The 25,401-nt window shown below is 73.0% G+C and carries 21 protein-coding genes; 3 read left to right on the top strand and 18 right to left on the bottom strand.

Annotated features, from left to right (window positions below):
- Positions 1–348 precede the first annotated feature (348 nt).
- Positions 349–621, top strand: coding sequence for a hypothetical protein (locus tag ACH01S_RS43155; protein WP_148344548.1), 273 nt, complete (start codon positions 349–351; stop codon positions 619–621).
- A 193-nt stretch (positions 622–814) separates the two neighbouring features.
- Here ACH01S_RS43155 and lepB read toward each other — a convergent pair whose 3' ends face one another.
- The 14 genes from lepB to ACH01S_RS00595 form a co-directional block, all read right to left on the bottom strand.
- Positions 815–1,705, bottom strand: a complete 891-nt coding sequence (lepB, locus tag ACH01S_RS00660) for a signal peptidase I (protein ID WP_246236879.1) — start codon at positions 1,703–1,705, stop codon at positions 815–817.
- A gap of 168 nt (positions 1,706–1,873) precedes the next feature.
- Entirely contained in the window at positions 1,874–2,224 is a 351-nt protein-coding gene (rplS, locus tag ACH01S_RS00655; protein ID WP_067883960.1) for a 50S ribosomal protein L19, read from the bottom strand.
- A 118-nt stretch (positions 2,225–2,342) separates the two neighbouring features.
- Entirely contained in the window at positions 2,343–3,350 is a 1,008-nt protein-coding gene (gene trmD, locus ACH01S_RS00650) for a tRNA (guanine(37)-N(1))-methyltransferase (protein ID WP_067883958.1), read from the bottom strand.
- On the bottom strand, positions 3,347–3,859 hold the full coding sequence (gene rimM / locus ACH01S_RS00645; protein WP_067883956.1) for a ribosome maturation factor RimM: 513 nt from the start codon (positions 3,857–3,859) through the stop codon (positions 3,347–3,349). Before rimM ends, trmD begins: the two co-directional genes overlap by 4 nt.
- Positions 3,860–3,870: 11 nt before the next feature.
- Positions 3,871–4,113 (bottom strand): RNA-binding protein, encoded by a 243-nt coding sequence (locus ACH01S_RS00640; RefSeq protein ID WP_021598307.1) that lies wholly within the window; start codon positions 4,111–4,113, stop codon positions 3,871–3,873.
- Position 4,114: 1 nt separating this feature from the next.
- Entirely contained in the window at positions 4,115–4,564 is a 450-nt protein-coding gene (gene rpsP / locus ACH01S_RS00635; RefSeq protein ID WP_067883953.1) for a 30S ribosomal protein S16, read from the bottom strand.
- Between the two features lie 312 nt (positions 4,565–4,876).
- Positions 4,877–6,469, bottom strand: a complete 1,593-nt coding sequence (gene ffh, locus ACH01S_RS00630; RefSeq protein WP_067883950.1) for a signal recognition particle protein — start codon at positions 6,467–6,469, stop codon at positions 4,877–4,879.
- 186 nt (positions 6,470–6,655) lie between these two features.
- Positions 6,656–9,583 carry a [protein-PII] uridylyltransferase family protein gene (locus ACH01S_RS45070; protein ID WP_246236877.1) on the bottom strand — a complete coding sequence of 976 codons (2,928 nt, stop codon included), beginning with the start codon at positions 9,581–9,583 and terminating at the stop codon, positions 6,656–6,658.
- A gap of 561 nt (positions 9,584–10,144) precedes the next feature.
- Positions 10,145–10,483 carry a P-II family nitrogen regulator gene (locus tag ACH01S_RS00620; RefSeq protein WP_067883948.1) on the bottom strand — a complete coding sequence of 113 codons (339 nt, stop codon included), beginning with the start codon at positions 10,481–10,483 and terminating at the stop codon, positions 10,145–10,147.
- The gene (locus ACH01S_RS00615; protein ID WP_067883946.1) at positions 10,480–11,841 is read right to left on the bottom strand and encodes an ammonium transporter; all 1,362 of its coding nucleotides are present in this window, start codon (positions 11,839–11,841) and stop codon (positions 10,480–10,482) included. The genes ACH01S_RS00620 and ACH01S_RS00615 overlap by 4 nt, the downstream gene beginning before the upstream one ends.
- Before the next feature lie 169 nt (positions 11,842–12,010).
- Entirely contained in the window at positions 12,011–13,156 is a 1,146-nt protein-coding gene (gene ftsY, locus ACH01S_RS00610) for a signal recognition particle-docking protein FtsY (protein ID WP_067883944.1), read from the bottom strand.
- A 114-nt stretch (positions 13,157–13,270) separates the two neighbouring features.
- Positions 13,271–13,972, bottom strand: a complete 702-nt coding sequence (locus tag ACH01S_RS00605) for a DivIVA domain-containing protein (protein WP_067883942.1) — start codon at positions 13,970–13,972, stop codon at positions 13,271–13,273.
- Between the two features lie 5 nt (positions 13,973–13,977).
- The gene (locus tag ACH01S_RS00600; RefSeq protein ID WP_067883939.1) at positions 13,978–15,249 is read right to left on the bottom strand and encodes a globin domain-containing protein; all 1,272 of its coding nucleotides are present in this window, start codon (positions 15,247–15,249) and stop codon (positions 13,978–13,980) included.
- A gap of 7 nt (positions 15,250–15,256) precedes the next feature.
- Positions 15,257–15,664 (bottom strand): globin domain-containing protein, encoded by a 408-nt coding sequence (locus ACH01S_RS00595; RefSeq protein WP_067883936.1) that lies wholly within the window; start codon positions 15,662–15,664, stop codon positions 15,257–15,259.
- A gap of 858 nt (positions 15,665–16,522) precedes the next feature.
- Between ACH01S_RS00595 and ACH01S_RS00590 the strand changes: the two genes are divergently transcribed.
- On the top strand, positions 16,523–17,110 hold the full coding sequence (locus ACH01S_RS00590; protein WP_067883934.1) for a hypothetical protein: 588 nt from the start codon (positions 16,523–16,525) through the stop codon (positions 17,108–17,110).
- Positions 17,111–17,129: 19 nt separating this feature from the next.
- Here ACH01S_RS00590 and ACH01S_RS00585 read toward each other — a convergent pair whose 3' ends face one another.
- From ACH01S_RS00585 to ACH01S_RS41770, 3 genes are all read right to left on the bottom strand, one after another.
- The gene (locus tag ACH01S_RS00585; RefSeq protein WP_148344547.1) at positions 17,130–18,047 is read right to left on the bottom strand and encodes a glycoside hydrolase family 16 protein; all 918 of its coding nucleotides are present in this window, start codon (positions 18,045–18,047) and stop codon (positions 17,130–17,132) included.
- A gap of 158 nt (positions 18,048–18,205) precedes the next feature.
- On the bottom strand, positions 18,206–18,889 hold the full coding sequence (locus ACH01S_RS00580) for a response regulator transcription factor (RefSeq protein WP_067883930.1): 684 nt from the start codon (positions 18,887–18,889) through the stop codon (positions 18,206–18,208).
- On the bottom strand, positions 18,889–20,136 hold the full coding sequence (locus ACH01S_RS41770) for a sensor histidine kinase (RefSeq protein ID WP_169809184.1): 1,248 nt from the start codon (positions 20,134–20,136) through the stop codon (positions 18,889–18,891). The genes ACH01S_RS00580 and ACH01S_RS41770 overlap by 1 nt, the downstream gene beginning before the upstream one ends.
- Positions 20,137–20,287: 151 nt before the next feature.
- Here ACH01S_RS41770 and ACH01S_RS43150 point away from each other — a divergent pair, with 151 nt between their 5' ends.
- Positions 20,288–21,472: a hypothetical protein gene (locus ACH01S_RS43150; RefSeq protein WP_169809183.1), complete on the top strand. Its 1,185-nt coding sequence runs from the start codon at positions 20,288–20,290 to the stop codon at positions 21,470–21,472.
- A 17-nt stretch (positions 21,473–21,489) separates the two neighbouring features.
- On the opposite strand, the gene smc is transcribed toward ACH01S_RS43150, so the two are convergent.
- Positions 21,490–25,152, bottom strand: coding sequence for a chromosome segregation protein SMC (gene smc / locus ACH01S_RS00565; protein WP_067883926.1), 3,663 nt, complete (start codon positions 25,150–25,152; stop codon positions 21,490–21,492).
- Between the last annotated feature and the right edge of the window lie 249 nt (positions 25,153–25,401).

Here is a 25,401-nt window from a genome sequence, read left to right as displayed (position 1 = left end):
GTCCCCGTCCCCGGCCGCCGCTCGCCGATCCGCATCCTTCCCGCCATGGCCCTGATCACCCCCATCCCAGACACCTGCTCAGAGGAATCGCGATGACCGAGTACACGGAATCAGCCCCCGCCTTGACCTGCCCACATCCCCAAACCGGTAGGGCGCTACACACAACCGTCACCCAACGCGCCGCCCCAGTGCAGCAACACCACCCACCCGACGACGTGTTACGCGCAGCGCTCGACCAGAGCCCCACTCGGCCGCACCGCCCCGATTCCGCCTTCCACACCCCCGCCGATCAACGCCCCGGCCTGCCGAACCCACACCGCCGACCCGACCAGGCGCCATGCGCTGCGCATGGTCAACACCCCAGCCCAGCGGGCCCACACCACCGACCCGACCACACGCCATGCGCGGCAGATGATCAAAAGTCCATCCCAGCGGCCCCGCACCGCCGATCCGACCAGGCGCCATGCGCGGCAGATGATCAACCACCCAGCCCGGCAGACCCGCACCGCCGACCTGACCGGGCGCCATGCGCTGCGGATGGTCAACAACCCGGACCAGCGAGCCCACACCACCGAGCTATCCAGGCGCTATGCGCTGCGGGTGATCAACGGCCCGGCCTGACGGGTCCGCACCGTCGGGTCGAGCAGGCGTTATGCGCTGCGGGTGATCAACGGCCCGGGTTGGCGGGGTGGCATTGTCCGGTCGACCTGGGGTTGTGGGCCGTGGGACGGCGGCGTCGTGGGTGGGCGCGGTGGCTTCGGCTGGTCGGCCGTGTGCTGCGCGTCGCGGTCCTGTGCGGGGTCGGCCGTTGCCGTCAGGAGTCTCTCAGGCGGCGGCGACGCAGGAGGTAGGCGAGGGGCAGGGTGCCGATGACGCCCAGGGCGTACGGCGTGGCGGGAAGGGCCGCGGCGGAGGACTTTTCGAGGGCCTTCTGCTTGAACGTGTCCGGGATCGGGAGGTTGTCCATGCGGTCGAGGGGCCAGACGATGACGAAGGCGCGGCCGATCACGCGGTCGATCGGGATGGTGCCGCCGCCCGGGTCGCCGCGGTGGGAGCGGGAGTCGAAGGAGAGTTCGCGGTGGTCGCCCATGACCCACAACTGACCCGGCTTCACGGTGACGTCGAAGGGGTCGTTCGACGGCTTGTTCCGCTCGTGCGTGATCGGGTCGGTGTAAAGGTAGGAGTTCTCGTCCAGCGGGACGCCGTTGACGGTGACGCGGCCCTGGGCGTCGCAGCACTTGACGTGGTCGCCGGGGATGCCGATGACGCGCTTGATGTAGTCCTTCTCGTTGGGCGCGACGCCGAAGGCGGTGCCGACGGCGCGCAGCGCCTTGGAGACGGGGTTGCCCGGCTCCTTGACCTGGACCTCCGGGTCCCAGGAGTCGAGGCCGTTGAAGACGATGACGTCACCGCGGGCGATGTCGCGGGTGTGGTAGACGATCTTGTTGACGAGGACGCGATCGCCGACCTGGAGGGTGTTCTCCATCGAACCGGACGGGATGTAGAACGCCTGGACCGCGAACGCCTTGATGACGAGGGCGAGCACGACGGCGACGACGATGAGGACGGGGAGCTCTTTCCAGAACGAGCCCTGCCGCTTCTTCTTTTTGCCCTTGGCGTCGTCTTCGGAGTCGTCGGCCGCGTCCTCGGTCGAGTCCACGGGCTCCTTCTCTTCGGGCACCGCGCCCTCGGCTTCGGATCGCACGTCTCTCCGATCGTCCTCGTCAGTCATCAGAGCGAAAGCCTAGCGGCGCGCGGCACGCGGGACGCCGCACGCGGGCGTGTCGCCGCCGTCCTGGCCGACCATCTCCGTCCGAAACGGGCAACGCCCCGGTCACCGTCGCGGGTTCCCGGGGCGTCATCGTTCATCGGCTCAGTGGTCGCGCTTCTCCTTGATGCGCGCGGCCTTGCCGCGCAGGTTCCGCAGGTAGTACAGCTTGGCGCGGCGGACGTCGCCGCGCGTCACGACCTCGATCTTGTCGATGGAGGGGCTGTTGAGCGGGAAGGTCCGCTCGACGCCGACGCTGTAGCTCACCTTGCGGACGGTGAAGGTCTCGCGGGCGCCGCCGCCCTGGCGCCGGATCACCACGCCCTGGAAGACCTGAATTCGGCTCCGGTTGCCTTCGGTGACGCGCACATGCACCTTCAGGGTGTCGCCCGGACGGAAGTCCGGGACGTCGGTGCGCATCGCGGCCTTCTCGATCTCCTGGATCAGGGTGTGCATCGCAGCGGTTCCTCATGGTCGAACGCGGGCGTCGAGAGGCCCCGGCAGGTCTGGCGTGGGGGCGTCGCGCCGCGGAAAGTGGTCCTGGGGCGCCGTGCGGTCTGGACGCACGGACGCTCTAGTCTGCCATACGTTCGCCGTCAACCGGAAAACCGGCAGCACGGAGGACCTCCCGGTCCCGCTCGTCGAGGGACTCGGGGGCGAGGCGCGCGAGAAGCTCCGGACGGTGCCGCGCGGTGCGGCGGAGCGCCTCGTCCCGCCGCCAGCGGGCGATCGCGCCGTGGTGCCCCGACAGGAGGACGTCCGGGACGCGCCGTTCTCGCCAGACCGGGGGCTTCGTGTACACGGGGCCCTCCAGCAGCGACTCCATGGCGCCGGGCGCGAAGGAGTCGTCGGCGATCGAGTCGGCGTTGCCGAGGACGCCGGGAAGCAGGCGCCCGATCGCCTCGACCATGACCAGGACGGCGACCTCTCCCCCGGCGAGCACGAAGTCACCGAGGCTGATCTCGTCCACGGGCATGCGGGTGCGGGCCTCGTCGGCGACGCGCGAGTCGATGCCCTCGTAGCGTCCGCAGGCGAACAGCAGCCAGGGCTCGGACGCGTATTCGGCGGCCAGCGCCTGGGTGAACGGCCGCCCGCTCGGGGTCGGGATGACCAGCCGCGGGACAGCTCCAGAAGACGAGGAGGCACCCGGCGTCCGCGAGACGGAGGCAGCGGACGGACCAGGCGGGTGGAAGCCAGAAAATGCGGACATTTCGGGCGGCCCGGAAGTGCGGGGCGCGGAGCTGTCCGGTGGCGACGGGGCTGGTTCCGAGAGCGGCTCTGGGTGGTCGTCTGAGGCGGACGGTCCTGAGGGACCTGGTTCGGAAGGAGGTTGATCTTGTCCGGATGGTGGTGCGGGAGGGGCGATGGCGTCGAGGGCCTCGCCCCAGGGGTCCGGCTTCATGACCATGCCGGGGCCGCCGCCGTAGGGGGTGTCGTCGACGGTGCGGTGCCGGTCGTGGGTCCAGTCGCGGAGGTCGTGGACGTGGACGTCCAGCAGCCCCGTCCGCCGCGCCTTGCCGATGAGGGAGATGTCGAGGGCGGCGAAGTACTCGGGGAAGATCGTGACGATGTCGAGTCTCATGGGCCGTCGAGCAGTCCGGGGGGCGGGTCGATCACGAGCCGCCCCCCGGGGACGTCCACCTCGGGGACGAGCGCGGCCACGAACGGGACCAGCGTCTCCCCTGCCGGTCCGGTCACGACGAGGAGGTCCTGGCCGTGATGGAGGACGTCGGCGACGCGGCCGACATCCGCGCCGTCCGCCGTGACGACGGCGAGACCGATCAACTCCCGGTCGTGGAAGTCGTCCGGGTCGGCGGACGGGGGGATGTCGTCGGGGTCGACGACGAGCCAGACGCCGCGGAGGGCCTCCGCGGCGTCCCGGTCGCCGACCCCGGCGAAGCGCAGGAGCAGGCGTCCCGAATGCCAGCGGGCACGCTCGACGGTGAGGGGGCCGGCGGCCGCCGGGTCGGTGCGGATCTCCGCGCCGACGGCGAACCGGGACTCCGGCTCGTCCGTGCGGACGTCGACGGTGATCTCACCGCGTATTCCGTGCGGCCGTCCGATCCGTCCCACCACGAGCGGTTCGCTCATCGGGACGCCACTCAGCGGACCTCGTTGACGTCGAGGAGGTCGACACGCACGTACCGGCCCCCGGAAAGGGCGCTGATCACGGTGCGGAGGGCCTTGGCGGTGCGACCGCTGCGGCCGATGACCTTTCCGAGGTCCTCGGGGTGCACGCGCACCTCAAGGACCCGGCCGCCCCTGATCCGGCGGGCGCGGACCCGGACGTCGTCCGGGTTCTCCACGATCCCGCGGACCAGGTGCTCGAGCGCTTCTTCGAGCACGTCAGCCCTCGCTCTTAGCTTCGGTGTTCTCGGCGGCCTTCGCCTCGGACTTCTTCGGCTCGGCCTTCTTCTTGCTCCGGGTCGCGGTGGCGGCGGCCTCGTCCTCGCCCAGCGACTCCTTGACCGCGGCCTCGAACGCGGCCTTCTTGTCGGCCTTGGGCTCGGCGACCTTGAGGGTGCCCTCGGCGCCCGGCTCGCCCTTGAACTTCTGCCAGTCGCCGGTGATCTTCAGCAGGTTGAGGACGGGCTCGGTCGGCTGCGCGCCGACGCCGAGCCAGTACTGCGCCCGCTCAGAGTCGATCTTGATGAGGGACGGGTCTTCCTTGGGGTGGTAGAGCCCGATCTCCTCGATCGCACGCCCGTCACGCTTGGTGCGGGCGTCGGCGACGACGACCCGGTACTGCGGGTTCCGGATCTTCCCCAGACGCTTCAGCTTGATCTTGACTGCCACGGGTGTGGTGTACTCCAGACTTCATTACAGGGTGGACGGGCCCGTGCCAGGTGGGGAACACCGGCTCACGGCCGCCCATGGACTCCGGCCGCACAGGACGAGAGAGGGCGCCTGGCGACTCCGGGTTTCCAGCGTGTCATTCTGCCAGACGATGACGCCAAAAGCGCAATCGCGCGCTCCTGTGTCGACACCGCGGACCGGGCTCTTTCCGACACCGGCGTTCGCCCGGAGGTCAGGGCCGCTCCGCCACGTGCTGTGACGCGAGCGGACAGGGTCACCCGCGCGCCCCGCATTCCGCCGACGCAGGTGTGGTTACTTCTTCTTGCGGCTCTGGAGCTTGCCCAGATCGGGCATTTGGAAGCCGGGCGGGAGCTGGCCGCCCAGGCCCGGCGGGAGCGCGCCCGGCTTGCTGCCGGGGGTGCCGCCCAGACCTGGGGGAAGGCCCTGGGGAGCGCCGTCCGCGGCGGGCTGCTGGTCCTGGCGGGGCTTGCCGGCGGCGCGCTTGCGCGGGTCGCCGCTGCGCTGCTTGCCCTTCTTGTTCTTGGCCGCCTTCGCCGCCTTCGTGGCCTTCCGGCGGCCGCCCGGCATGCCGGGGATGCCCATGCCGCCCGCCATCTGGCGCATCATCTTCTGCGCGTCGAAGAACCGGGTGACGAGGCTGCTGACCTCACCGACGCTGACGCCGGATCCGGCGGCGATGCGGGCCCGCCGCGAACCGTTGATGATCTTCGGCTGGCTGCGCTCCTGCGGGGTCATCGAGCGGATGATCGCGGCGATGCGGTCCAGGTCGCGGTCGTCGATCTGGCTGATCTGGTCGCGGACCTGGCCCATGCCGGGCATCATCCCGAGCAGGTTCCCGATCGGGCCGAGCTTGCGGATCATCATCATCTGCTCGAGGAAGTCCTCGAGCGTGAAGTCCTCGCCCGAGGCGAACTTGCTCGACATCTTCTCGGCCTGCTCGGCGTCGAACGCCTGCTCGGCCTGCTCGATCAGGGTGAGGATGTCGCCCATGTCGAGGATCCGGCCCGCCATGCGGTCCGGGTGGAAGACGCTGAAGTCCTCAAGCTTCTCGCCCGTCGAGGCGAACATGATCGGACGTCCGGTGACGTGCCGGACCGACAGGGCCGCGCCGCCGCGCGCGTCGCCGTCGAGCTTGGTGAGGACGACGCCGTCGAAGCCGACGCCGTCCATGAACGCCTGCGCGGTGTTGACGGCGTCCTGGCCGACCATGGCGTCGACGACGAACAGGACGTCGTCGGGCTTGACGGCGTCCCGGATGTCGATGGCCTGCTGCATCATCTCGGTGTCGACGCCGAGGCGTCCCGCCGTGTCGATGACGACGACGTCGTGCTGGGCGTGCCTGGCCTGCTCGATGGACCGGCGCGACACGTCCACCGGGTCGCCGACGCCGCTGCCCGGCTCGGGCGCGAACACCGGCACCCCGGCCCGCTCGCCGACGACCTGGAGCTGCTGGACGGCGTTCGGACGCTGCAGGTCGGCGGCCACGAGCAGCGGCGCGTGCCCCTCCTGCTTCAGCCAGCGGGCCAGCTTGCCCGCGAGGGTCGTCTTACCGGCGCCCTGCAGACCGGCGAGCATGATCACGGTCGGCGGGTTCTTGGCCAGCCGGATCCGGCGCGTCTCGCCGCCGAGGATGTTGATGAGCTCCTCGTTGACGATCTTGACGACCTGCTGCGCCGGGTTCAGCGCCTGCGAGACCTCCGCGCCCCGCGCCCGCTCCTTGACCTCGGCGATGAAGTCCTTGACGACGGGCAGCGCGACGTCGGCCTCAAGCAGCGCGACACGGATCTCGCGGGCCGTGGCGTTGATGTCTGCCTCGGAGAGCCTGCCCTTGCTGCGCAGCGAGGAGAAGACCGTCGTCAACCGGTCGGAGAGCGTCTCGAACACGTGTCTGGACCGTCCTTGAAAGCTTCTGGGATCGCTTATCAGCGTATCGGGTCACCGGCCGCATCCTGCCCGTCCGGCAAAGCCCGTTCGCCAAGGGGCCCGCCCAGCCCGCCCGCCCGTCCGCAGACCGCGCCCGCTGAGCCCACCGGAACCGAGCCGCCCAACCGCCTACTCAGGCCGGGGGGGTTAGTGGAGGGTGGCTAGGACGCGGGAGCGGAGGTGGGCTAGGGCGGCGGGGTCGTTCAGGGGGAGGCCGGTCTCGTCGACCACATAGAAGACGTCGACGGCCTCCGCGCCCAGCGTGTCTACCTGCGCGGCGCGGACCTGGAGGCCGCAGGCACCGAGCGTCCGGCCGATCCGCCACAGCAGGCCCGGGCGGTCGTGCGCGCGGACTTCGACGACGGTCGCCGTGCGGGACGCGTCGTCCACGATCACCACGCGGGGCGGTGGGACGGTCATTCCGGGACGGGGCGTCCGTGCCGATCGGGCGCGGCGCTCCAGGCGTTCGGCGACGTCGAGGCGGTCCGCGAGCATGCGGCGCAGGTCGGCCTCCAGATCGGCCGGGTCCGGCGGCGTCCCGAACTCGGGGACGGCGGTGAAGTCGAGCACGGCCGTCCCGCCCGCCCGGTGTCCGCCGGGAGTGGACGAGACCGTGCGGGCCGTCTTCACCGCCAGCCGGTGGAGGGCGAGGACTCCGGCCGCGCGCCAGAGGAGGCCGGGACGGTCCGGCGCGGCGATGGTGACGCGGGGGCCGATGACGCGGACGGCGGCGCCGTCGTGGCGGGCCAGTGCCAGGTGGGCGGGGTCCAGGACGGGGGCGGGCGGCGTCCCACCGGAGAGGGCCGCGGCGGCGCGGCGGGCCAGTTCGGCGACCAGCCCGGCTTTCCACGCGCCCCAGGCGGCGGGGCCGGTGGCGGTGCCGTCGGCCACGGCGAGAGCGGCGAGGAGGTCGAGGGTTTCGCGCTCACGGCCGGGCACGGCGGACAGCGCGTCGGTCACCGAGCGGACGGTCATCGGGTCGTCGAGGTCGCGGCGGGTCGCGGTCTCCGGGAGGAGCAGGTGGTGCCGGACGACGGTCTCCAGCACGCGGACGTCGTCGTCCGGGAACCCGAGGTGGGCGGCGATGTCGCGGGCGACGGCCGCGCCGCTGACCGAGTGATCGCCGGGGCGGCCCTTCCCGATGTCGTGGAGGAGCGCGCCCACGAGGAGGAGGTCGGGACGGGAGACCTCGCGAGTGAGCGCGGCGGCGCCCGCGGCCGTCTCCACCAGATGACGGTCGACGGTGAAGCGGTGGACTGGGTTGCGCTGAGGGCGGTTCCGGACACGTTCCCACTCGGGCAGCAGGCGGACGACAAGCCCTGCCTGGTCGAGCGCCTCCCATACGCCGATGGCCGCCGGGCCCGCGCCGAGCAGCGACACGAGGGCGTCGCGCGCTCCGATCGGCCACGGCGAGCCTGGAAGGGCGGCGCCCTCAGCGAGCCGGGCGACGGTCGCGGGCGCGAGCGGCAGTCCCTCTTGGGCTGCGGCAGCGGCGACGCGGAGCACGAGCGCCGGGTCGCTCAGGTCGGCGCCACGAGCGAGGACGACCTCGCCGTCATGTTCGACGGCCCCGTCCCCCACCGGCCGCCGCTCGACTCCACCAAAACGCCCGCCACCGTCACCAAGACGGCGTCCACCCAAGACAGCACGACGCGTCCGCCCAACAAGACGACCTTCGCCCCCGGCGGCGGCTCTCTCGATGTCAGCGCGACGGTCATCGTCAATGGGGCGGCGTTCATGCCCAGCGAAACGGCCTTCGCTTCCTGCGGGGCTGCGCTCGTCGTCAGCGGACCGCCCCTCGTCCGGGACCGAGTCGCGATCGGGTCCGGCGGGACGGCGGTCATCGTCGTGACGGTCATCCCCGGCCAAGGGGTCTTTGATTCCCGCAGGACTGCGGTCGCCCTCGGCGCGCTGCCCTTCATTCCCGGCGGAGTCGCGGTCGAGCCCGGCGGGACGGCGGTCATCGTCGATGGGGCTGGGTTCGGCGTTGGGGGGATGGCGGTCGATGTCAGGGGGGCGGTGGTCGTCGCTGGTGGAGCTGGGATTGTCGCTGGCGAAGCGGTTCTCGGCCTCGGGTGGGGTGTGGTTGGCGTTGGTGGGGTGTTCTCCATCCTCGGTGGGGTCGCGGTTGAGTACGGCGAGGTGGCGGCCGTTGCCGGTGGTGGGGTGGGGGGTGGGCTTGCGGCGTTTGCGGGTGTAGCGGTCTACGCGGCGCCATAGGTGGGTGCTTGTGTAGGCGATCGTGCGGGCGGCTTCGGCGATGGAGCGTTGGAGGGCGTTCGCGTCCGGCAGGCCGAGGGCGTGGGCGACTGGGTCTTGTTCTTGGAGGACGAGGCGGTCCGAAGACCGGCCGGTGGTCTCGTGGAGGGCGTGCCGGACGTCCAGGAGGAGGTCGTGCGCGGCGCGGACGCGGGAGCCGGGCACGGACGCGACCCACGACGCGGCGACCGCGTTCATGGCGTGGACGTCCCGCAGGCCGCCGTGCGCCTCCTTCAGGTCGGGCTCCAGCAGGAACGCCAGCTCGCCCTGTGCCTCCCACCGCTCGCGGGTCAGCGCGGACAGCTCGGCCAGCCGGACGGGGGCGTCCGCCCGCCAGTCGGCGAGGACGGCGGCGCGCAGTTCGTCCACGATCGCGGGGGCGCCCGCCACGTGGCGCGCGGACAGGAGGCCGAGCGCGACCTTCAAGTCTTGGCGGGCGACGGTCCGCGCCTCGCTCACGGTGCGGACGGAATGGTCGAGCCGGAGTCCGGAGTCCCAGATCGGGTACCAGATCCGCTCCGCGACCGCCGCCACGCCGGGGGCGTCGCGGTGGAGGAGGACCAAGTCGAGGTCACCGCCGGGGGTCAGCTCGCGGCGGGCGTGACTGCCGACCGCGGCGAGCGCGACGTCCGCGGTGATGTGCCCCGCACCGTCCCTTGTGATGTCCTCCCCGCTGTTTCCCGCGACGACCCCGGTGTCGTTCCCGGTCTCGTCCGGGAGGAGGGTGGCGAGCCAGTGGTCCAGTTCGGCGGCGCGCGCGGCCCGCGCCGCCGCGAGGGCCGCGCGGGCCGCGCGCGCGTTTGCCGAGCGGGCCATGGCCGAGCTCTCCGTCACCGGACGATCCCCCGACAAGTCACCCTCCGACACGCCAGCCGCCGACATACCGCCTGACTACCGCCTGGTGCCGCCCCGCCGAGCCCCGGCCTGTCTGGGATCGGCCCGTCCGAGTCCGGCCCGACTGGGACCAGCCCGACTGAGCCCGGCCCGGCTGAGCCCGGCCCATCTGGGTCCGGCCCGGCTCGGACCGCCCCGGCTGAGCCCGGCCTGTCTGGGTCCGGTCCGTCCGACCCCGCTCGGACCGACCCGGCTGGGACCGCCCCGGCTGAGTCCGACCCATCTGAGTCCGACCCAGCTGAGTCCGACCCGACTGGGACCGCCCCGGCTGAGCCCGGCCCGGCTGAGTCCGACCCGGCTCGGACCAGCCCGGCTCGGACCAGCCCGGCCGGGATCGGCCCGGCTGGGACCGGCCCGGCTGGGACCGGCCCGGCTGGGACCGGCCCGGCTCGGACCAGCCCGGCTGGGATTGGTCCGGCTGGGATTGGGAGGTTTGGGACCTGACCGTGTGGGGTGGGTGGGGGTGGTTGGGTGGGGTAGGCATTACAGGGCCTCGGGGCCGGTTTCGCCGGTGCGGACTCGGACCACCGAGTCGACCGGGACGGCCCAGACCTTGCCGTCGCCGATCTTGTCGGTGCGGGCCGCCTTGACGATGACGTCGATGATGTCGTCGGCGTCCGCGGCCTCGACCAGGACCTCGATCCGGAGCTTCGGGACGAGGTCGACCTGGTACTCGGCGCCCCGGTAGACCTCGGTGTGGCCCTTCTGGCGGCCGTAGCCGCTGGCCTCGCTGACCGTCATGCCCCTGACGCCGAACGCCTCCAGGGCCTTCTTGACCTCGTCCAGCTTGAACGGCTTGATGACCGCCGTGATCAGCTTCATTTCTTCGCCTCAACCTTCTTCGCGGCGGTCTCGGTGGCCGTGGCCCGGACGTGCGGCGCGGCGGTGGCGCCGGGGCCCGCGCCCGAGGCGGTGCCCGCGCGGATGGAGCCGAAGTCGTAGGCCGTCTCCGCGTGCACCGTTCCGTCGATGCCCGCCGTCTCGTCGTCCACGCTGATCCGGAAGCCCATGACCAGGTCGATGACCTTCGCGATGGCGAACGTGACGACGAACGAGTAGGCGAGGGTCGCGAGGACGGCGACCGCCTGCTTGCCGAGCAGCCCGAACCCGCCGCCCGCGAGCAGCCCGTCGGCGCCCGCGCCGTTGACGGCGGTGGTCGCGAGGAGGCCGATGAGCAGGGCGCCGACGATCCCGCCGACCATGTGGACGCCGACGACGTCGAGCGCGTCGTCGTAGCCCAGCTTGTACTTGAGGCTGACGGCGAACGCGCAGACCGCGCCCGCGACGAGCCCGAGGGCGATCGCGCCGAGCGGCGTCACGAACGCGCACGCCGGGGTCACCGCGACGAGCCCGGCGACGATGCCGGACGCGATCCCGAGCGTGGTGGACGCGCCGTCCCGCACCTTCTCGACGACGATCCAGGCGACCGCGGCGGCGCAGGCCGCGGCGAGCGTGTTGACGAACGCGACGGCCGCGGTGGCGCCCGACGACAGCGCCGACCCCGCGTTGAACCCGAACCACCCGAACCACAGCAGCCCGGCGCCGAGCAGGACGAACGGCAGGTTGTGCGGCCGCATCGGCTCCCGCGGCCAGCCCTTGCGGCGGCCGAGGACGAGGACCAGCGCCAGCGCCGCGACGCCCGCGTTGATGTGGACGACCGTCCCGCCCGCGAAGTCCAGGGCGCCGAGGTCGAACAGCCAGCCGGAGCCGCCCTTGCCGTCCGTCCACCAGACCCAGTGCGCGATCGGGAGGTAGACGAGCGTCACCCAGGCCAGGGAGAACACGACCCAGGCCCCGAACTTGGCGCGGTCGGCGACGGCGCCGCTGATGAGCGCGACCGTGATGATGGCGAACGTCGCCTGGAAGGCGGCGAAGACGAGCTGCGGGACGCCGGTCCCGTCGCCCGCCGTCGCCGCCTTCTCCAGGCCGACGAGCCCGAGGTCGCCGAACCCGCCGACGAACGAGCCGACCGGGCCGCCGTCGCCGAAGGCGAGGGAGTAGCCGTAGACGACCCACGCCATCCCGACGACGGCGATGCTGACGAAGCTCATCATCATCATGTTGAGGACGCTCTTCGCCCGGCTCATGCCCCCGTAGAAGAAGGCCAGGCCGGGCGTCATGAGCAGGACGAGCGCGCTGCTCGTCAGCATCCATGCGGTACTACCGCTATCGATCTTCATCTCCGAGACAGTCCCTCCTCGCCGGAGAACACGACTGCTCAGAGATTCGGACGCGGCGGTTTCACCGGGAGGACTCGGGTGTTTCGGTGATGTGAAACCCCGTACCGGTGTGTTTCACCGGTGTTTCCGGAACCTCACAAACCGGATCTACCGAATCATCGGCGGGATTTCAGTCCCCCAGGATCGCGTCCACGAACGCCTCGGGCTCGAACGGGGCGAGGTCGTCCGGGCCCTCGCCGAGGCCGACGAGCTTGACCGGCACGCCCAGCTCCCGCTGCACCTGGACGACGATGCCGCCCTTCGCGGTGCCGTCCAGCTTGGTCAGGACGACGCCGGTGATGTTGACGACCTCGGCGAACACGCGGGCCTGCTGCATGCCGTTCTGCCCGGTCGTCGCGTCCAGGACGAGGAGGACCTCGTCGACCATGGCCTGCTTCTCCACGACGCGCTTGACCTTGCCCAGCTCGTCCATCAGGCCGGTCTTGGTGTGCAGGCGGCCCGCGGTGTCGACGATGACCACGTCGACCTTGGAGTCGATGCCCTGCTTGACGGCGTCGAAGGCGACGCTCGCCGGGTCGGCGCCCTCGCCGCGCCGGACGACCTGCGCCCCGACCCGCGTCCCCCAGGTCTCCAGCTGGTCGGCGGCGGCGGCGCGGAAGGTGTCGGCGGCGCCGAGCACGACGGTCTTGCCGTCCCCGACGAGGACGCGGCCGAGCTTGCCGCACGTGGTGGTCTTGCCGGTGCCGTTGACGCCGACGACCATCATCACGGCGGGACGCTCCCCCGGCGCGTCGGTGTGCAGCGAGCGGTCGAGGTCGGGGCCGATCTGCTTGACCAGCTCCTCCTTGAGCATCGCGCGCACCTCCTCGGGGCTGCGCGTCCCGAGGACCTGGACCCGCGTGCGCAGGTCGTCGGTGACCTGCCGGGCGACGGTCGTGCCCATGTCGGCGGTGATCAGGGTGTCCTCGATCTCCTCCCAGGCGTCGTCGTCCAGCGTGTCGCGGGACAGCAGGCCGAGGAGGGTCTTGCCGAACGTGTTCTGGGAGCGCGCGAGCCGGGCCCGCAGCCGGACGAGCCGCCCGGCGCCCGGCGGCGGCTTCTCGATCTCGACGACGGGCGGCGCCGCCTCCACGGGCGGGCGCTCGGCGACGGTCGCGCCCGCCTCCGCCTCGTCGACGGCGGTGGCGCCGCCGGTCCGTTCCGCGGGACGCTCGACGGGCGGGCGCGGCCGGGTGCGGCGGGGCCCGAGCAGCCAGACGCCGCCCGCGATCAGCGCGACGGCCGCCAGCGCGGCGATGACGATCACATATTCCATAGCGCCCCCAGTTTTACAGAAGGTGTCCGCCCGGCGGCACAGTCTGCCCCCAGGGGCGCGCCGCGCGAAACCGCGACCACGCGAAACCGCGGCCGCGAGACCGCGAACCCCAGGTCAGCGGGGCAGGGAGGACTGTTCGGACGCCTCCCACTCGGCGACGTTGCGCAGCAGGGCCTCCAGGTAGCTGCGCAGGTGGCTGCGGTAGACGTCGCTGTAGGTGCGCAGGTAGGCGACCTCGCGCTGGAGGGCGAGGCGCTCGTCGTCCGGCATGCCCCGGGCGCCGTCCGGCATGCCCCTGGTTCCGTCCGGCATGGCCCCGGCGCGGGACGCCGCGGGCGGCGGCGCCTGCTCGGCGTGCCGGACGGCCGCCTCCGCGACGGCGACGGCCTTGCGGTGCGCGTCCTCCAGCATCTGCTCGGCGCGGCCCTTCGCGTCGGACAGGATCGCCTCCCGCTGCAGCCGCGCCTCGTGGGCGAGCTCGCGGGTGTAGCGCTCGGCGTCCGCCACGTACAGGTCGGCGGTCTGCTGCGCCTGCGACAGGATCCGGACGGCCTGGAAGTGCGCGTCCTCGGGCGCCATCACGCCGCGGGTCCCCTTGGCGGCCTGGGCGCGCAGCCGGTTCACCTCGTCGGCGAGCACCGCCTGGTCGTTGAAGATCTGGACGAGCTCCCGCTCGACGTAGGCGAGGAAGTTGCGGACCTGCTCCTCGTCGTAGCCGCGGCGGCCGAGCGCCGCCCGGGCGAACACCACGGAGTGGAGCTCGCCCGGGGTCAGCCGCGTTCCCTCGGAGACGACGGGAAGGTTCGGGGAGTTCATCGCGCTCACCTCTGTGCGTCTGCGAAGGTTTCCAGCCGGATGCGGTCCCTTGGGACGCCGAGCCGCGCGAGCTGCTCGACGGTGTGCCCGACCATCGCGGCCGGTCCGCACACGTAGGCGTCGTGGCCGTCCCACGGACCGTGCCGCGCCACGACGTCCGACAGGTTCCCGTGCTCCACGCCGTCGCCCCCGTCCGGCGGCACGCCCGGGGACACGCCCGGCGGCGCGCCCGGCGGCTGGGCGCCCGGGGAGGGCGGGCCGGGGACGTCGAACCAGGACCGCGACGCGGGCTGCGCGCCCGGCGGCGGCCCGGACTGGAGGACGGTGGAGAAGCCGTGCCCGCCCGACTCGTCCGACACGGCGGGCACCACCCTGAGCCAGGGGAACCGGCCCGCCATCTTGGTCAGGTCCTCCAGGTCGTAGAGGCCGTCGCGGGTGCGGGCGCCGAAGAACAGGTGGACGCGCGGCGGGGCGGGGCGGCGGGCGATCTGCTCCAGGATCGCCTTCAGCGGGGCGAGGCCGGTGCTGCCCGCGACGAGCAGGACGTCCCGCCCGGACTCCTCGTCCAGGGTGAGGGTGCCGACGGGCGCGCCCATCCGGACGCGGTCGCCGGTCTCCGTCCCGCGCACGAGGACGGGGCTCACCGGGCCGCCGTCCACCAGCCGGACGTGGAAGTCCACGGTCTGGTCGGGACGCGGCGCGTTCGCCATCGAGTAGTACCGCCAGTGCCGCAGCCGCGACGGCACCTCCAGCGCGACCGACTGGCCCGGCCGGTAGGGCAGCGGCCGGTCCGGCTGGACGCGCAGGACGGCGATGTCGAACCGGCGCCGTTCGACCGCGACGACCTGGCCGTTCCACCAGGCGGGGCTGCTCAGCGAGTCCTCGTCGGCGGCTTCGAGCATGACCTTGGCGACCAGGCCGTAGGCGGCGTTCCAGTCGCTCTCGACGTCCTCGTTCCAGGACGTCCCGGAGAAGTGCCGCAAGGTGGCGACGAGGCTGGCGCCGACGTGCGGGTAGTGCTCGGCGATGATCCCGAACCTGCGGTGGTCGCGGCCGAGCTGCTGGAGGAACGGGACGAGCGCGGGCAGGTCGTCGACCTGGGCGACGATGGTCCCGAGGGCGCGCAGCAGCTTGTCGCGCTGGTGGCTCATCCCGATGGGGAACATGTCCCGCAGGTGCGGGTTGCGGACGAACAGGTCGGAGTAGAAGAAGAGGGCGACCGCGTCGCCCTGCTCCGCCACGCGGGCGAAGCTGTCCTTGAGGCGCTGGGCGTCCACGGCGGATTCAGACGGCCTGCTCGGCGGCCGCCTCCGTCATGACCTGGGCGACGAGGCCGTAGGCGGCCGTCCAGTCGCGTTCGAGCGCGGCGTCCCAGCCGGGGCCGGTGAAGTAGGCGAGGGTGGCGAGCAGGCTCGCGCCGACCGGCGCGTAGTGCTCGGCGGTGACGCCGAAGCCGACGTGCCGCTTGCCGAGGTCCCGTAGGAACGGGACGAGCGTGTCGGGGTCGTCGACGGACGAGACGATCTGGGACAGCGCGGCGAGCAGCACCTCGTGCTGGCGCCCCATCCCGGCCGGGAACAGCGATCTGAGCTGCGGCGCCCGCGCGAAAAGGTCGGCGTAGAAATATTCGGCGACCTCGACGCCGTTCGCGCCCACCAGGGCGAAATTGTCTTTGAGTTTCCGCGGGTCCATGGGCATCACCTCTCGGTGGTCCTCCGCACCGGGCGGGGTGTCCGGTGTGGTGGCGGGGGCGGCGGAGAACCACGGTGCACATGCGTAGTGGATGGCTCCGGGGCGCACAAGCCCGCCAGCGTCGCCGCGTTGTCACGGTCGGTGCACGGCCGTCCCGGCGATCAACCGATAACCGGCGGGAATGCGCGGAGCGCAATGCGCCATTGGCGGCCGGAAATCAACGGGAACCCGGGCCCGCGATGAGCCTGAAATGCGGAACGCCGACCGGCGGAACGTTCCGGAAAACGTGGTCCATATCACTTCGATGGAATTCACCGGACCACCCGCCCGGCGGAGCGATAGACGCCGGGCCGCCGGTCCGGCGGACCACAGGGTCGGCGGAGCGGCGGACCACAGGACCGTCGGCGGGCCGCCGGTGCGGCGGACCGCGGGCCGCCGGGTCGGCGCCCGCCCCCGGGCAGGGCGCCGGGCCCGGAGGCCGCGCGGCGCGGGACGCGCGCGGAAAACGCGCCGCCGCCGCGGCCGTAGCCGGATACGGCGAGCGGCGCGCCCGGTGCCGCGAGTTCCGCGCTCCCTTTCACGAGGAATTCCCCTCCCGCTGGTCTTGCCGTCGACCGGAGACGCTACGGGCGCGCAATTCCCGGGCCCAGGGCCCTAGGGCCCCGATTCGGGAATAGGGGGCCCTGCCCGCGCTGGTCCGGCGGGCGGCGGGACGGCGCGTGTCCGCGCCGATCTGGCCCGTGTTCTGACCTCTGGTCACCGACCGGGAAAGGCGTTAATCTTCGGCTGGCCGCCTGATCATGGTGAAAGGCGGCCGCCGGGCATTGTCCGGACACCCCGCGTTCATGGAGGCATCCCATGGCCCGACGATTCGCCGCCCATGCCGGTCACGGACCTCACGGCCTCGCCGGGACGGCGCTCGCGCTGGCATTCCTCGCCGCCGCCCTCACCGGCTGCTCGGGCGACGATTCCGGCGGCGGCTCCAAGGGCGCCGAGGCGGGCGCGTCGTCCGCCGCCTCGCCCACCGCCTCGTCCGGCGAGCCCACCGGCGCGGAGAGCTCGCCGAAGCCGGTCGAGCGCTCCACCGACCCGGCGATGCAACCGGGGATCAAGGGCGCGCGGCAGGCGCTCCAGGCGTTCCTGCGCGGGCAGGCGGCCGGGGATCCGGCGGTCTGCCGCTACGTCGCCCCGGGAGGGAAGTTCGTCCGCGGCGACGCGCTCAAGGGCAACTGCGAACGGGGGGTGCGCAACACGCCGCACCTCGTCCGCCCGGCGGAGCGCGAGGCCCTCCGCACCGTCACGGTGAAGGGCGGCCGGATCGTGGGCGAGGAGGCGGTCATCCCCTTCAATGCCCTGCACTGGACGAGCGGCTCCATGGTGGCGAGCACCCTCCAGGACAAGTTCGTCCTGCGCCGCGAGAACCAGCTCTGGCAGATCGTGAGATAGCCCCCTCAAGCCCCTGGGCTCACGGACGGTACATCGCGATCCAGTCGACCGACATCGTGACGGGCGCCGTCCGGCTGACGCCGGGCTTCGTCCGCTTGGTGAGCCCGGGGAACCAGTCGAGCTGGACGGCCTGCCCCATCTTCCCCGGCGGCAGCGCCGCGCGGTCTGAGGTGTGGAAGGTCTTCCGCCCGTCCATGAAGCCGGTCACGCCCCGCGAGTTCCACTCCACCGCGAAGACGTGCCACTTCCGCAGGTCGACGCGGACGTGCGCGTCCTTGCGCCGGTGGTCGTCCTCGGGGCCGTAGTGCAGGAAGAAGTTCGTGCCCTCGCGCAGGCCGCGGTCGCCGAAGGTCTCCATCCAGTCGATCTCACCGCCGCCGCCGCGCGGGTCCGTCCCGCCGCCGCCGTCGACCGGCCACAGCAGCAGGTTCGCGTTGTAGCAGGCGCAGCCCCGGCTCACCTTGACCCGCGCCTCCCAGCGGCCCTCCTTCTGCGCGCCGCGCAGCCAGGCGAGGCCGCCGGTGTCGCCGCCGCGCGTCCCGGTGATCCGCAGGACGCCGCCCTTCACCGTCACGGCGCCGGCGAGGCGCCGGCCCTTCCCGTTGTTACCCGGCCCCTCGTAGACCTCCCACGCGCGCCGGTCGAGCGTGCGGAACCCGTCGACGGCGATCGGGCGCCCCCACCCGTAGCGCTTCGCCGCCGTGGTCGGGACCGGCTTCTTCGCCGCCTTCGTCGCGGCGGCGCCCTCCCGGTCGCGCGGCCCCGGCTTCGTGTAGGAGACGGCCGGGGCGGAGCGCTCCAGCGCGCCGAGCGCGATCGCGCGGGACGGGTCCGGGCCCGGCGCCGACGACGACGGGACGGCGAGCGCGAGCGAGCAGCCGGCGGCCACGATCCCGCCGCCGACCGCGGCCATTCTGTTGCGCGGCGGAAAAAGCACGGTGCACCTCCGGGACGAAATGAGACGGCGGCCCGGAGAAAGGCACCGTCCGATGTGTTCACCATTCGTCCGAAAGGCTAGGGCGCGGGCGCCGGACGCGGTTAGGGCCCTAGGGCCCTAACGCCGGCGGCCCCGGGCCCCAATCGCGTACGCGCAGTTCAACCGCCCGGCGGCAGCCCGATCCAGGTCACGATGGCGGTGGCCCGGTTCGGCGCGCCCAGTTTCGCATATATGCGGTTGATGTAGTTCTTGACGGTCTTCTCGGTGAGAAATAGCTTGGCCGCGATGTCCTGATTGGCCAGACCGCGCACGATCAGTTCCATGACCTCGGCCTCGCGGGCGGAAAGGCCGTACCGCGCGCGCCGCTCCGCCGGATCGGCGGCGGGCGCCGCGGGACGCTCGGCCCGCGCGGCGTCGATGAGGGCGGCGCTGGCCGCGTGCGAGAGGGGGTGGGCCCGGTGCCGGACGGTGTCGCGGATCGCGGCGGCCAGCTCGTCCACGGTGAAGGTGTTGTGCACGAGGTACCCGACGGCCCCGTTGCGGACGGCCGACAGCACCACGTCGGGGTCGTCCACCTGGGTCAGCATGATGACCCGGCTGATCTTGCTGAGCACGGCGGCGGCGCTGATCCCGTCCACCCGGGGCATCCGCACGTCGAGCAGGACGACGTCGGGCGTCAGCCGCCACGCCATCTCCTCGGCGGTCCGGCCGTCCCCGGCCTCCCCCACGACCTCGATGTCGTCGGTCGCCTCCAGCGCGGACGTGAGCCCGGCGCGAATGAAGGTGTTGTCGTCCACGACGAGGACGCGGTAGCGCGCGTCCGGGGCCCGCGGCTCGCCCATCAGCCGCTCCCGAGCTCGGCGCGGGCGGGCTCGGCGTCCGCGCCCGCCGCCGGGACCAGCACCGTGATCTCGGTGCCGCCGCCCGGGACGGAGGCGACCGCGAGCCGCCCGCCCGCGCGTCCGGCCCGCTCGTGCATCCCGACGAGGCCGTAGTGTCCGCCGCGGGCGAGCGCGTCCAGCCAGCCGGGGTCGTCGGGGCGTCCGGGCAGCCCCCGGCCGTCGTCGCGGACGCGCACCTGCACCCCGTCCGCGACGGCGCGCGTGGCGATCTCGACCCGGGACGCCTCGGCGTGCCGCCGGACGTTCTCCAGCGCCTCCCGGACGATCGTCACGAGCTCGCGCCGCGCGGGCGGCGGGAGGTCGGCGTCCGGCGCGGCGGTGACGCCGACCGGGACGCCGGTGCGGCCCTGCCACTCGTCCGCGAGTTCCCGGACGGCCTCGGCGAGCGGCGTCCCGCCCGCCTCGTCGCGCAGCTCGGCGATCAGCGAGCGGGCCTCCCGGGTGGCGACCTGCGCGGCGGTGGCGATCCGCGCCGCCTCCTCGGCGGCCCGGTCCGGCGACTTGCGGACCCAGGCGGGCAGGCCGGTCGCCGACAGCGCGATCCCGGACAGCGTCGCGGTCAGCGAGTCGTGCATCTCCCTGGCGAGCCGGGTGCGCTCCTCGGCCGCCATGGCGAGGGCCTCCATCCGCCAGCGCCGCTCCTCGGCGGCGGCGTGCTCGTCGAACAGGCGGCGCAGGACCGTCCCGACCAGCGCGGCGACGCCGTAGAACACGGGCAGGACGAGGAGCAGCGGCATCGTGACGCGGCCGTCGTCGTCCGGGGCGTTCCGGTAGAGCGCCGTGTAGTACAGGACGGTCTGCTGCGCGCACAGCAGCGCGGTCACCTGCCACCGGTAGAGGAGTCCGGCGAGGCCCGCGGTCACGACGGTGACGAGGAAGTACGGCCCGAAGATCCCGCCGACGCGCAGCACGGCGTAGCCGATGAGGACGTCGAAGGCCAGCAGGGCGGGCTGCTCGAACAGCCGCAGGACGACCTTCTCCCATCCCGCGAGCGCGACACCCGACACCACCACCGCGAGGACCAGCACGCCGAGCGCCCACCGGTCGCCGCGGACCTGCCCGTCCACGAGGACCGTCACCCCGACGACGAGCACGCGGAGCTGCATGAGCAGAACGAACGTGGTGCCGACCCGGGTCTCGACGGAACGCCGGAGCGCGGGCGGGAGCTGAGCACCGGAGTCCGGCATCGCGGGCCCCTCCCTGTGACGGGCGCCGAACCTCATGACGCCATGGATCTTGATCTTGCCAAAGACCGCATAACGAACATTAGCCATTAGGGGACAGGAGATCGCTACGATGCCCACTAATACCCGCGTTCCCGTACACGGAAGGACACCGTTGGCGGTTCCGAGGGCGGTGCCGCAGCCGGAGGAGGCGCGCGTCCCCGCCGACCTCCTCGCTCTGCTGAGCCGCCTGCGCCAATGGTCCGGCCTGCCGCTTTCCGAGATCGACGAGCGGCTGCGCGCGGCCGGGATCACCATTTCGGACGGGGTCGCGGGAATGCTCGGCGCGGAAACGCTGCCGGACCGTGTCCTGCTGTCCGCTTTTGTGACCACATGCGGCCTCGTGCCCGAGGAGCGGGACCGGTGGCTGCGCGTCCACGACCGCCTCTGCGCACCCGCGGAACCCGCGGTCGCCGCGCCCGCGGTCGGGGCGCCGGCCGCCGTTCCGGCGGACGGCGACCGGCGCGTCGCCGGACGGCCCGCCGCGCTGAACATGGGACCGCAACCCGCACCCGAGAAGGCGGTGGAGAAAGCGAAGGAGAACCCGGCGGAAAGGCCCGCCGAAAAGCCCAGGGAGACCGGGTCGGGACGGCACGCGCGGTCGTCGTCGGCGGCGCCCCGGCACCGCCGGACGTCCCGCCGCGTCCCCGCCCCGCACCGGCGCGTGTCGCTGCTGGTGGCGGCCCCGGCGATCATCACGATCGCGGTGGTGGCCTCCACCCTGCCGGACCTCCTCGGCGGCGACGGCGGGGGCGGGCACCGGGCCGCGCCGTCGAAGGCCACGGTCCAGGCGGGCCCGAAGCCGGCGCCGCCCGCGCCCGGCTGGTACACGATCACCCCGGTGACCGACGACGAGAAGTCCGGCAACTGCCTGTCGGTCCTGCCGGACGACCGGTTGAAGCCGCAGCTCGCGCAGGACAAGTGCACCGACGACGACAACCTCCAGCGGATCAAGCTCGTCAGGGCGGGGGCCGCGGCGGGGACGTTCCAGCTCCGGGCGTGGACGCCGGCCTCGAAGCTCTGGTGCGCGACGCTCGACTCCCGCGAGAAGGACGCCGCCCTGCACATGGCGGAGTGCGGCGACGACGACGCGATGCAGCGGTTCGGGCTGACGCAGTCCGCCGGGCAGGCGAAGGCGGGGCGGGTGTTCGACATCGTCCCGGAGGCGACGCGCGCGGAGGGCATGTGCGTGGGCGTCGACCTCCGCGAGACGGGCGGGCTCCAGGCCGTCCACGCAGAGTGCGGCAAGACCGGCGTCCGCGGGTACCTGCTCAAGCCCGTCGCCGAGCCCGCGTCCTGACCGGGAGCCGCCCCGGTTCAGACGTGCTCGCGGAGCCGCTGGCTGACGACCTGCGTGACGCCGTCGCCGCGCATGCTGACGCCGTAGAGCGCGTCGGCGCCCTCCATGGTCCGCTTCTGGTGCGTGATCACGATGAGCTGGGACGACTCGCGCAGCTCCTCGAAGACGGTGATGAGGCGCTGGGTGTTGGTGTCGTCGAGCGCGGCCTCGACCTCGTCCAGGACGTAGAACGGCGACGGCCGCGCCTTGAACACGGCGACGAGGAACGCGATCGCGACGAGCGACCGCTCGCCGCCGGACAGCAGCGACAGCCGCTTGACCTTCTTGCCGGGCGGGCGGGCGGCGACCTCGACGCCGGTGGCGAGCATGTCGCCGGGCTCGGTCAGCGACAGGCTGCCCTCGCCGCCGGGGAACAGCCGGGCGAAGATCCGCTCGAACTCGCGGGCGGTGTCGTCGTAGGCGGCGGCGAACACCTGCTGGACGCGCTCGTCCACCTCCTTGACGAGGCCGAGCAGCTCCCGCTGGGTCTTCTTCAGGTCTTCGAGCTGGGACGTGAGGAAGGCGTGCCGCTCCTCCAGCGCCGCGAACTCCTCCAGGGCCAGCGGGTTGACCTTGCCGAGCTGGTTGAGCTGCCGCTCGGCGGTCCTCGCGCGCTTCTCCTGCACCGTCCTGTCGTAGGAGGCGGGCAGGGCGTCCTCGCCCTTGTCCGGGTCGGGCGGGACGGGCTGGTCGGGCCCGTACTCGGAGACGAGCGAGTCGACCTCAAGGCCGAACTCGTCCAGGGCCCGCTGCTCGTACTGCTCCAGCCGGAGCCGCTGTTCGGCCCGCGCGACCTCGTTGCCGTGCACGACGTTGACCAGCCGTTCGAGGGTGCCGGACAGCTCGCGCACCTGCGTCCGGACGACCTTCAGCTCCGCCTCGCGCGCGGCCTTCGCCCGCTCGGCGGCCTCCCGGCGGCGGACGGCCGCGGCGAGGGACAGCTCGATGCGCTCCAGCGCCGTCCGCGCGCCGCGCAGGACGGCCTTCGCGACGCGGGCCTGCCGCTCGCGGCGGGCCCGGCGCTCGGCGGCCCGCGCCCGCTCCTCCCGCTCGCGCCGGGCGCCGCGTTCGAGGGCGTCGGCGCGTCCGGCGATCGCCTGGACGCGCTCCTCCGCCGTGCGGACCGAGAGCCGCGCCTCCATCTCGACGCCGCGCAGCTCCTGGCAGCGGGCGTTCAGCTCGTCGCGGGCCTCGGTGTCGTGCCCGGCCTCGTCGGCGACCTCGGCGGCCTCCTCCGACTCGGCGAGCCGCAGGGCCAGCTCCTCGGCCGCCTCCGTGTCCCGCTCCAGGGACTCGCTCGCCGCGTCCAGCGCCTTGGTGAGCCGCTCCGCCTCGCCCCGCGCGGCGCGGGCGTCGGCCTCCAGCCGGGCGGCGCGCTTGGCCTCCTGCGCGGCCTGCGCGTCGAACTCGCGCAGCCGGGCGCGGACGCGGTCGAGCTCGGACTGCGCCGCGTTGACGCCCGCCTGCGCCTCGGTCGCGGCGGCCTCGGCGGCCTCCACCGCCGCCTGCGCGGACTGCTCGCGCTCCAGCGCGGCGGCCAGCTCGTCCCCGGCGGCCATGGCGGCGGTCTCCGCCGCCGCGAGGTCCTCGGTGGCCTCGTCCAGCGTCGCGCGCATCCGCAGAAGACTCTGCCCGCCCCCGGAAGCACCGCCCTGCGCCCAGTGCGCCCCCACAAGCTCGCCCTCACGTGTGACGGCCCGCAGAGACGGCTCCCGCCGGACGAGAGCAGCCGCAGCGGAAAGATCGTCCACAACGGCCACATCACCCAACAAATGCTGAACCGCCGGACGCACGACCTCCGGCACGTTCACCGCGTCGACCGCGTAGTCGACACCCGGAACCCGCCGCACCTCCGCGACGGGCCCTCCGCCGACCAGCAGCCCGGCACGTCCCGCGTCCCGCGACCGCAGCAGCGCCAGCGCGGCCTCGGCCGTCGCCAGCGACCCGACCGCGATGGCCTCGGCCGCGTTCCCCAACGCGGCCGCGACGGCGGTCTCGTATCCAGCCCGGACGTTCAGCAGCGAAGCAACGGTGCCGAGCACCCCGTCGAGCGAGCCGTCAGACCCCGCCGACAACAGCGCCTCGCCACCGTCCGCGGCACTGGCGAGCGTGAGGTTGAGCGCTTCGATCCGCGCCTGCAGCGCGGTGACCTTCTTCTGCGCGCCCTGGTCGGCGGAACGGGCCGCGCCGACGGCGGCGCGGGCCTCCTTGAGCGCGCGGCGCGGGCCGTCGACGGCCGCCCGCGCGGACTCGGCGGCGTCCTTGGCGGTGGCGAGCGCCTCCTGCGCGGCCTCGTGCTCGGCGGCGAGCGCCGGGTCCTCGACGACGTCGGCCTCGAACGCCTCGAACTCGGCCTGCGCGGTCCCGGCCCGCCGCGCGGCCTCCTCGCGGGCGTCGGCGAGCCGTCCGATCTCCGCCCGCCCGGCCTGCGCCTTGCTGCGCAGCGCCTCGACCCGGCCGCGCAGCCGGGCCAGCTCCTCGCGCCGGTCGGCGGCGGCGCGGGCGGCGGCCTGCAACCGGCGCTCCTCGGCGGCGAGCGCCTCCTCGGCGGCCGTCCGCTGGTCGACCGCGCCGGTCAGAGCGTCCTGAGCCTCCTCAAGAGCCGCACGGAGCATCTCCTCCTGCTCGCGGATCTCGGCGGCCTCGCGCTCCATGTCCTCGGGGTCGCGGCCGCGCCGCTCCTCCTCGCGCGCCTCGGCGGCGTTGCGGTGCCGCTCCTCGGCGAGGTCGGCGACGCCCCGCAGCCGCTCCTTGAGCGCGGAGAGCTGGAACCAGGTGTCCTGCACCTGGGCGAGCCTCGGCGCCTCGGCGGCCTCCTCGGCCTCCAGGACGCCCTCGCGCTCCTGCGCCCCGGCGAGCGCCCGCTCCGTCTCGGCGCGGCGCTCCCGGATCGCGGCCTCGTCGGCGGCCTCCTGTTCGAGCTTCGTGCGCAGCGTGACCAGGTCGTCGGCGAGCAGCCTGAGCCGCGCGTCGCGCAGGTCGGCCTGGATGACGGCGGCGCGGCGCGCGATCTCGGCCTGCTTGCCGAGCGGCTTGAGCTGGCGCCGCAGCTCGCCGGTGAGGTCCTGGACGCGGGTCAGGTTGCCCTGCATGGCGTCCAGCTTGCGGAGCGCCTTCTCCTTGCGCTTGCGGTGCTTGAGGACGCCCGCCGCCTCCTCGATCACCGCGCGCCGCCCCTCGGGCCCGGCGTGCAGGACGCGGTCGAGCTGCCCCTGCCCGATGATCACGTGCATCTCGCGGCCGATGCCGGAGTCCGACAGCAGCTCCTGGATGTCGAGCAGCCGGCACGGGTCGCCGTTGATCGCGTACTCGCTGGACCCGGACCGGAACATCAGCCGGCTGATCGTGACCTCGGAGTAGTCGATGGGCAGCGCGCCGTCGGCGTTGTCGATCGTCAGCACGACCTCGGCGCGGCCGAGCGGCGCCCGGCTCGCGGTGCCGGCGAAGATGACGTCCTCCATCTTGCCGCCGCGCAGCGACTTCGCGCCCTGCTCGCCCATCACCCAGGCCAGCGCGTCGACCACGTTGGACTTGCCCGACCCGTTCGGCCCGACGACGGCGGTGATGCCCGGCTCGAACTTCAGCGTCGTCGAGGACGCGAAGGACTTGAAGCCGCGCAACGTCAGGTTCTTCAGATACACGCGCTAGCAGCCCCCTCCTCCTCGACACGTCCGACGCACGATACCGGCCGACGCCCCGCGGAGACCGTCACGCAGCCCAAGCAAGGTCACAACCACGCCCCAGAACGGCACAAAAACACCAGAGCGCCATAAACCAAACCCGACCCGAACCTTGCCCAAACCATGACCCGCGAAGCACCAGGGGACGCCAGAAATGGCGACCGTCCCCACTTACCGCCAATCAGGGCCCGGCCAGCAACGACGCCAATC

Source organism: Actinomadura chibensis NBRC 106107 (genome assembly GCF_001552135.1).
In the GTDB taxonomy this organism is placed as follows: Bacteria; Actinomycetota; Actinomycetes; order Streptosporangiales; family Streptosporangiaceae; genus Spirillospora; species Spirillospora chibensis.
Note: the sequence above shows the minus strand (reverse complement) of the source record. Positions and strands in the feature narration are given on the sequence as shown.

Excerpts from the sequence above, each read along its gene's own strand:
- ACH01S_RS43155 (WP_148344548.1), top strand. The coding sequence starts at position 349 with ATGGTCAACACCCCAGCCCAGCGGGCCCACACCACCGACCCGACCACA.
- rplS (WP_067883960.1), bottom strand. The coding sequence starts at position 2,224 with ATGCACACCCTGATCCAGGAGATCGAGAAGGCCGCGATGCGCACCGAC.
- trmD (WP_067883958.1), bottom strand. The coding sequence starts at position 3,350 with ATGAGACTCGACATCGTCACGATCTTCCCCGAGTACTTCGCCGCCCTC.
- rimM (WP_067883956.1), bottom strand. The coding sequence starts at position 3,859 with ATGAGCGAACCGCTCGTGGTGGGACGGATCGGACGGCCGCACGGAATA.
- ACH01S_RS45070 (WP_246236877.1), bottom strand. The coding sequence starts at position 9,583 with ATGGCCCGCTCGGCAAACGCGCGCGCGGCCCGCGCGGCCCTCGCGGCG.
- ACH01S_RS00620 (WP_067883948.1), bottom strand. The coding sequence starts at position 10,483 with ATGAAGCTGATCACGGCGGTCATCAAGCCGTTCAAGCTGGACGAGGTC.
- ACH01S_RS00615 (WP_067883946.1), bottom strand. The coding sequence starts at position 11,841 with ATGAAGATCGATAGCGGTAGTACCGCATGGATGCTGACGAGCAGCGCG.
- ftsY (WP_067883944.1), bottom strand. The coding sequence starts at position 13,156 with ATGGAATATGTGATCGTCATCGCCGCGCTGGCGGCCGTCGCGCTGATC.
- ACH01S_RS00605 (WP_067883942.1), bottom strand. The coding sequence starts at position 13,972 with ATGAACTCCCCGAACCTTCCCGTCGTCTCCGAGGGAACGCGGCTGACC.
- ACH01S_RS00595 (WP_067883936.1), bottom strand. The coding sequence starts at position 15,664 with ATGGACCCGCGGAAACTCAAAGACAATTTCGCCCTGGTGGGCGCGAAC.
- ACH01S_RS00590 (WP_067883934.1), top strand. The coding sequence starts at position 16,523 with ATGGCCCGACGATTCGCCGCCCATGCCGGTCACGGACCTCACGGCCTC.
- ACH01S_RS00580 (WP_067883930.1), bottom strand. The coding sequence starts at position 18,889 with ATGGGCGAGCCGCGGGCCCCGGACGCGCGCTACCGCGTCCTCGTCGTG.
- ACH01S_RS41770 (WP_169809184.1), bottom strand. The coding sequence starts at position 20,136 with ATGCCGGACTCCGGTGCTCAGCTCCCGCCCGCGCTCCGGCGTTCCGTC.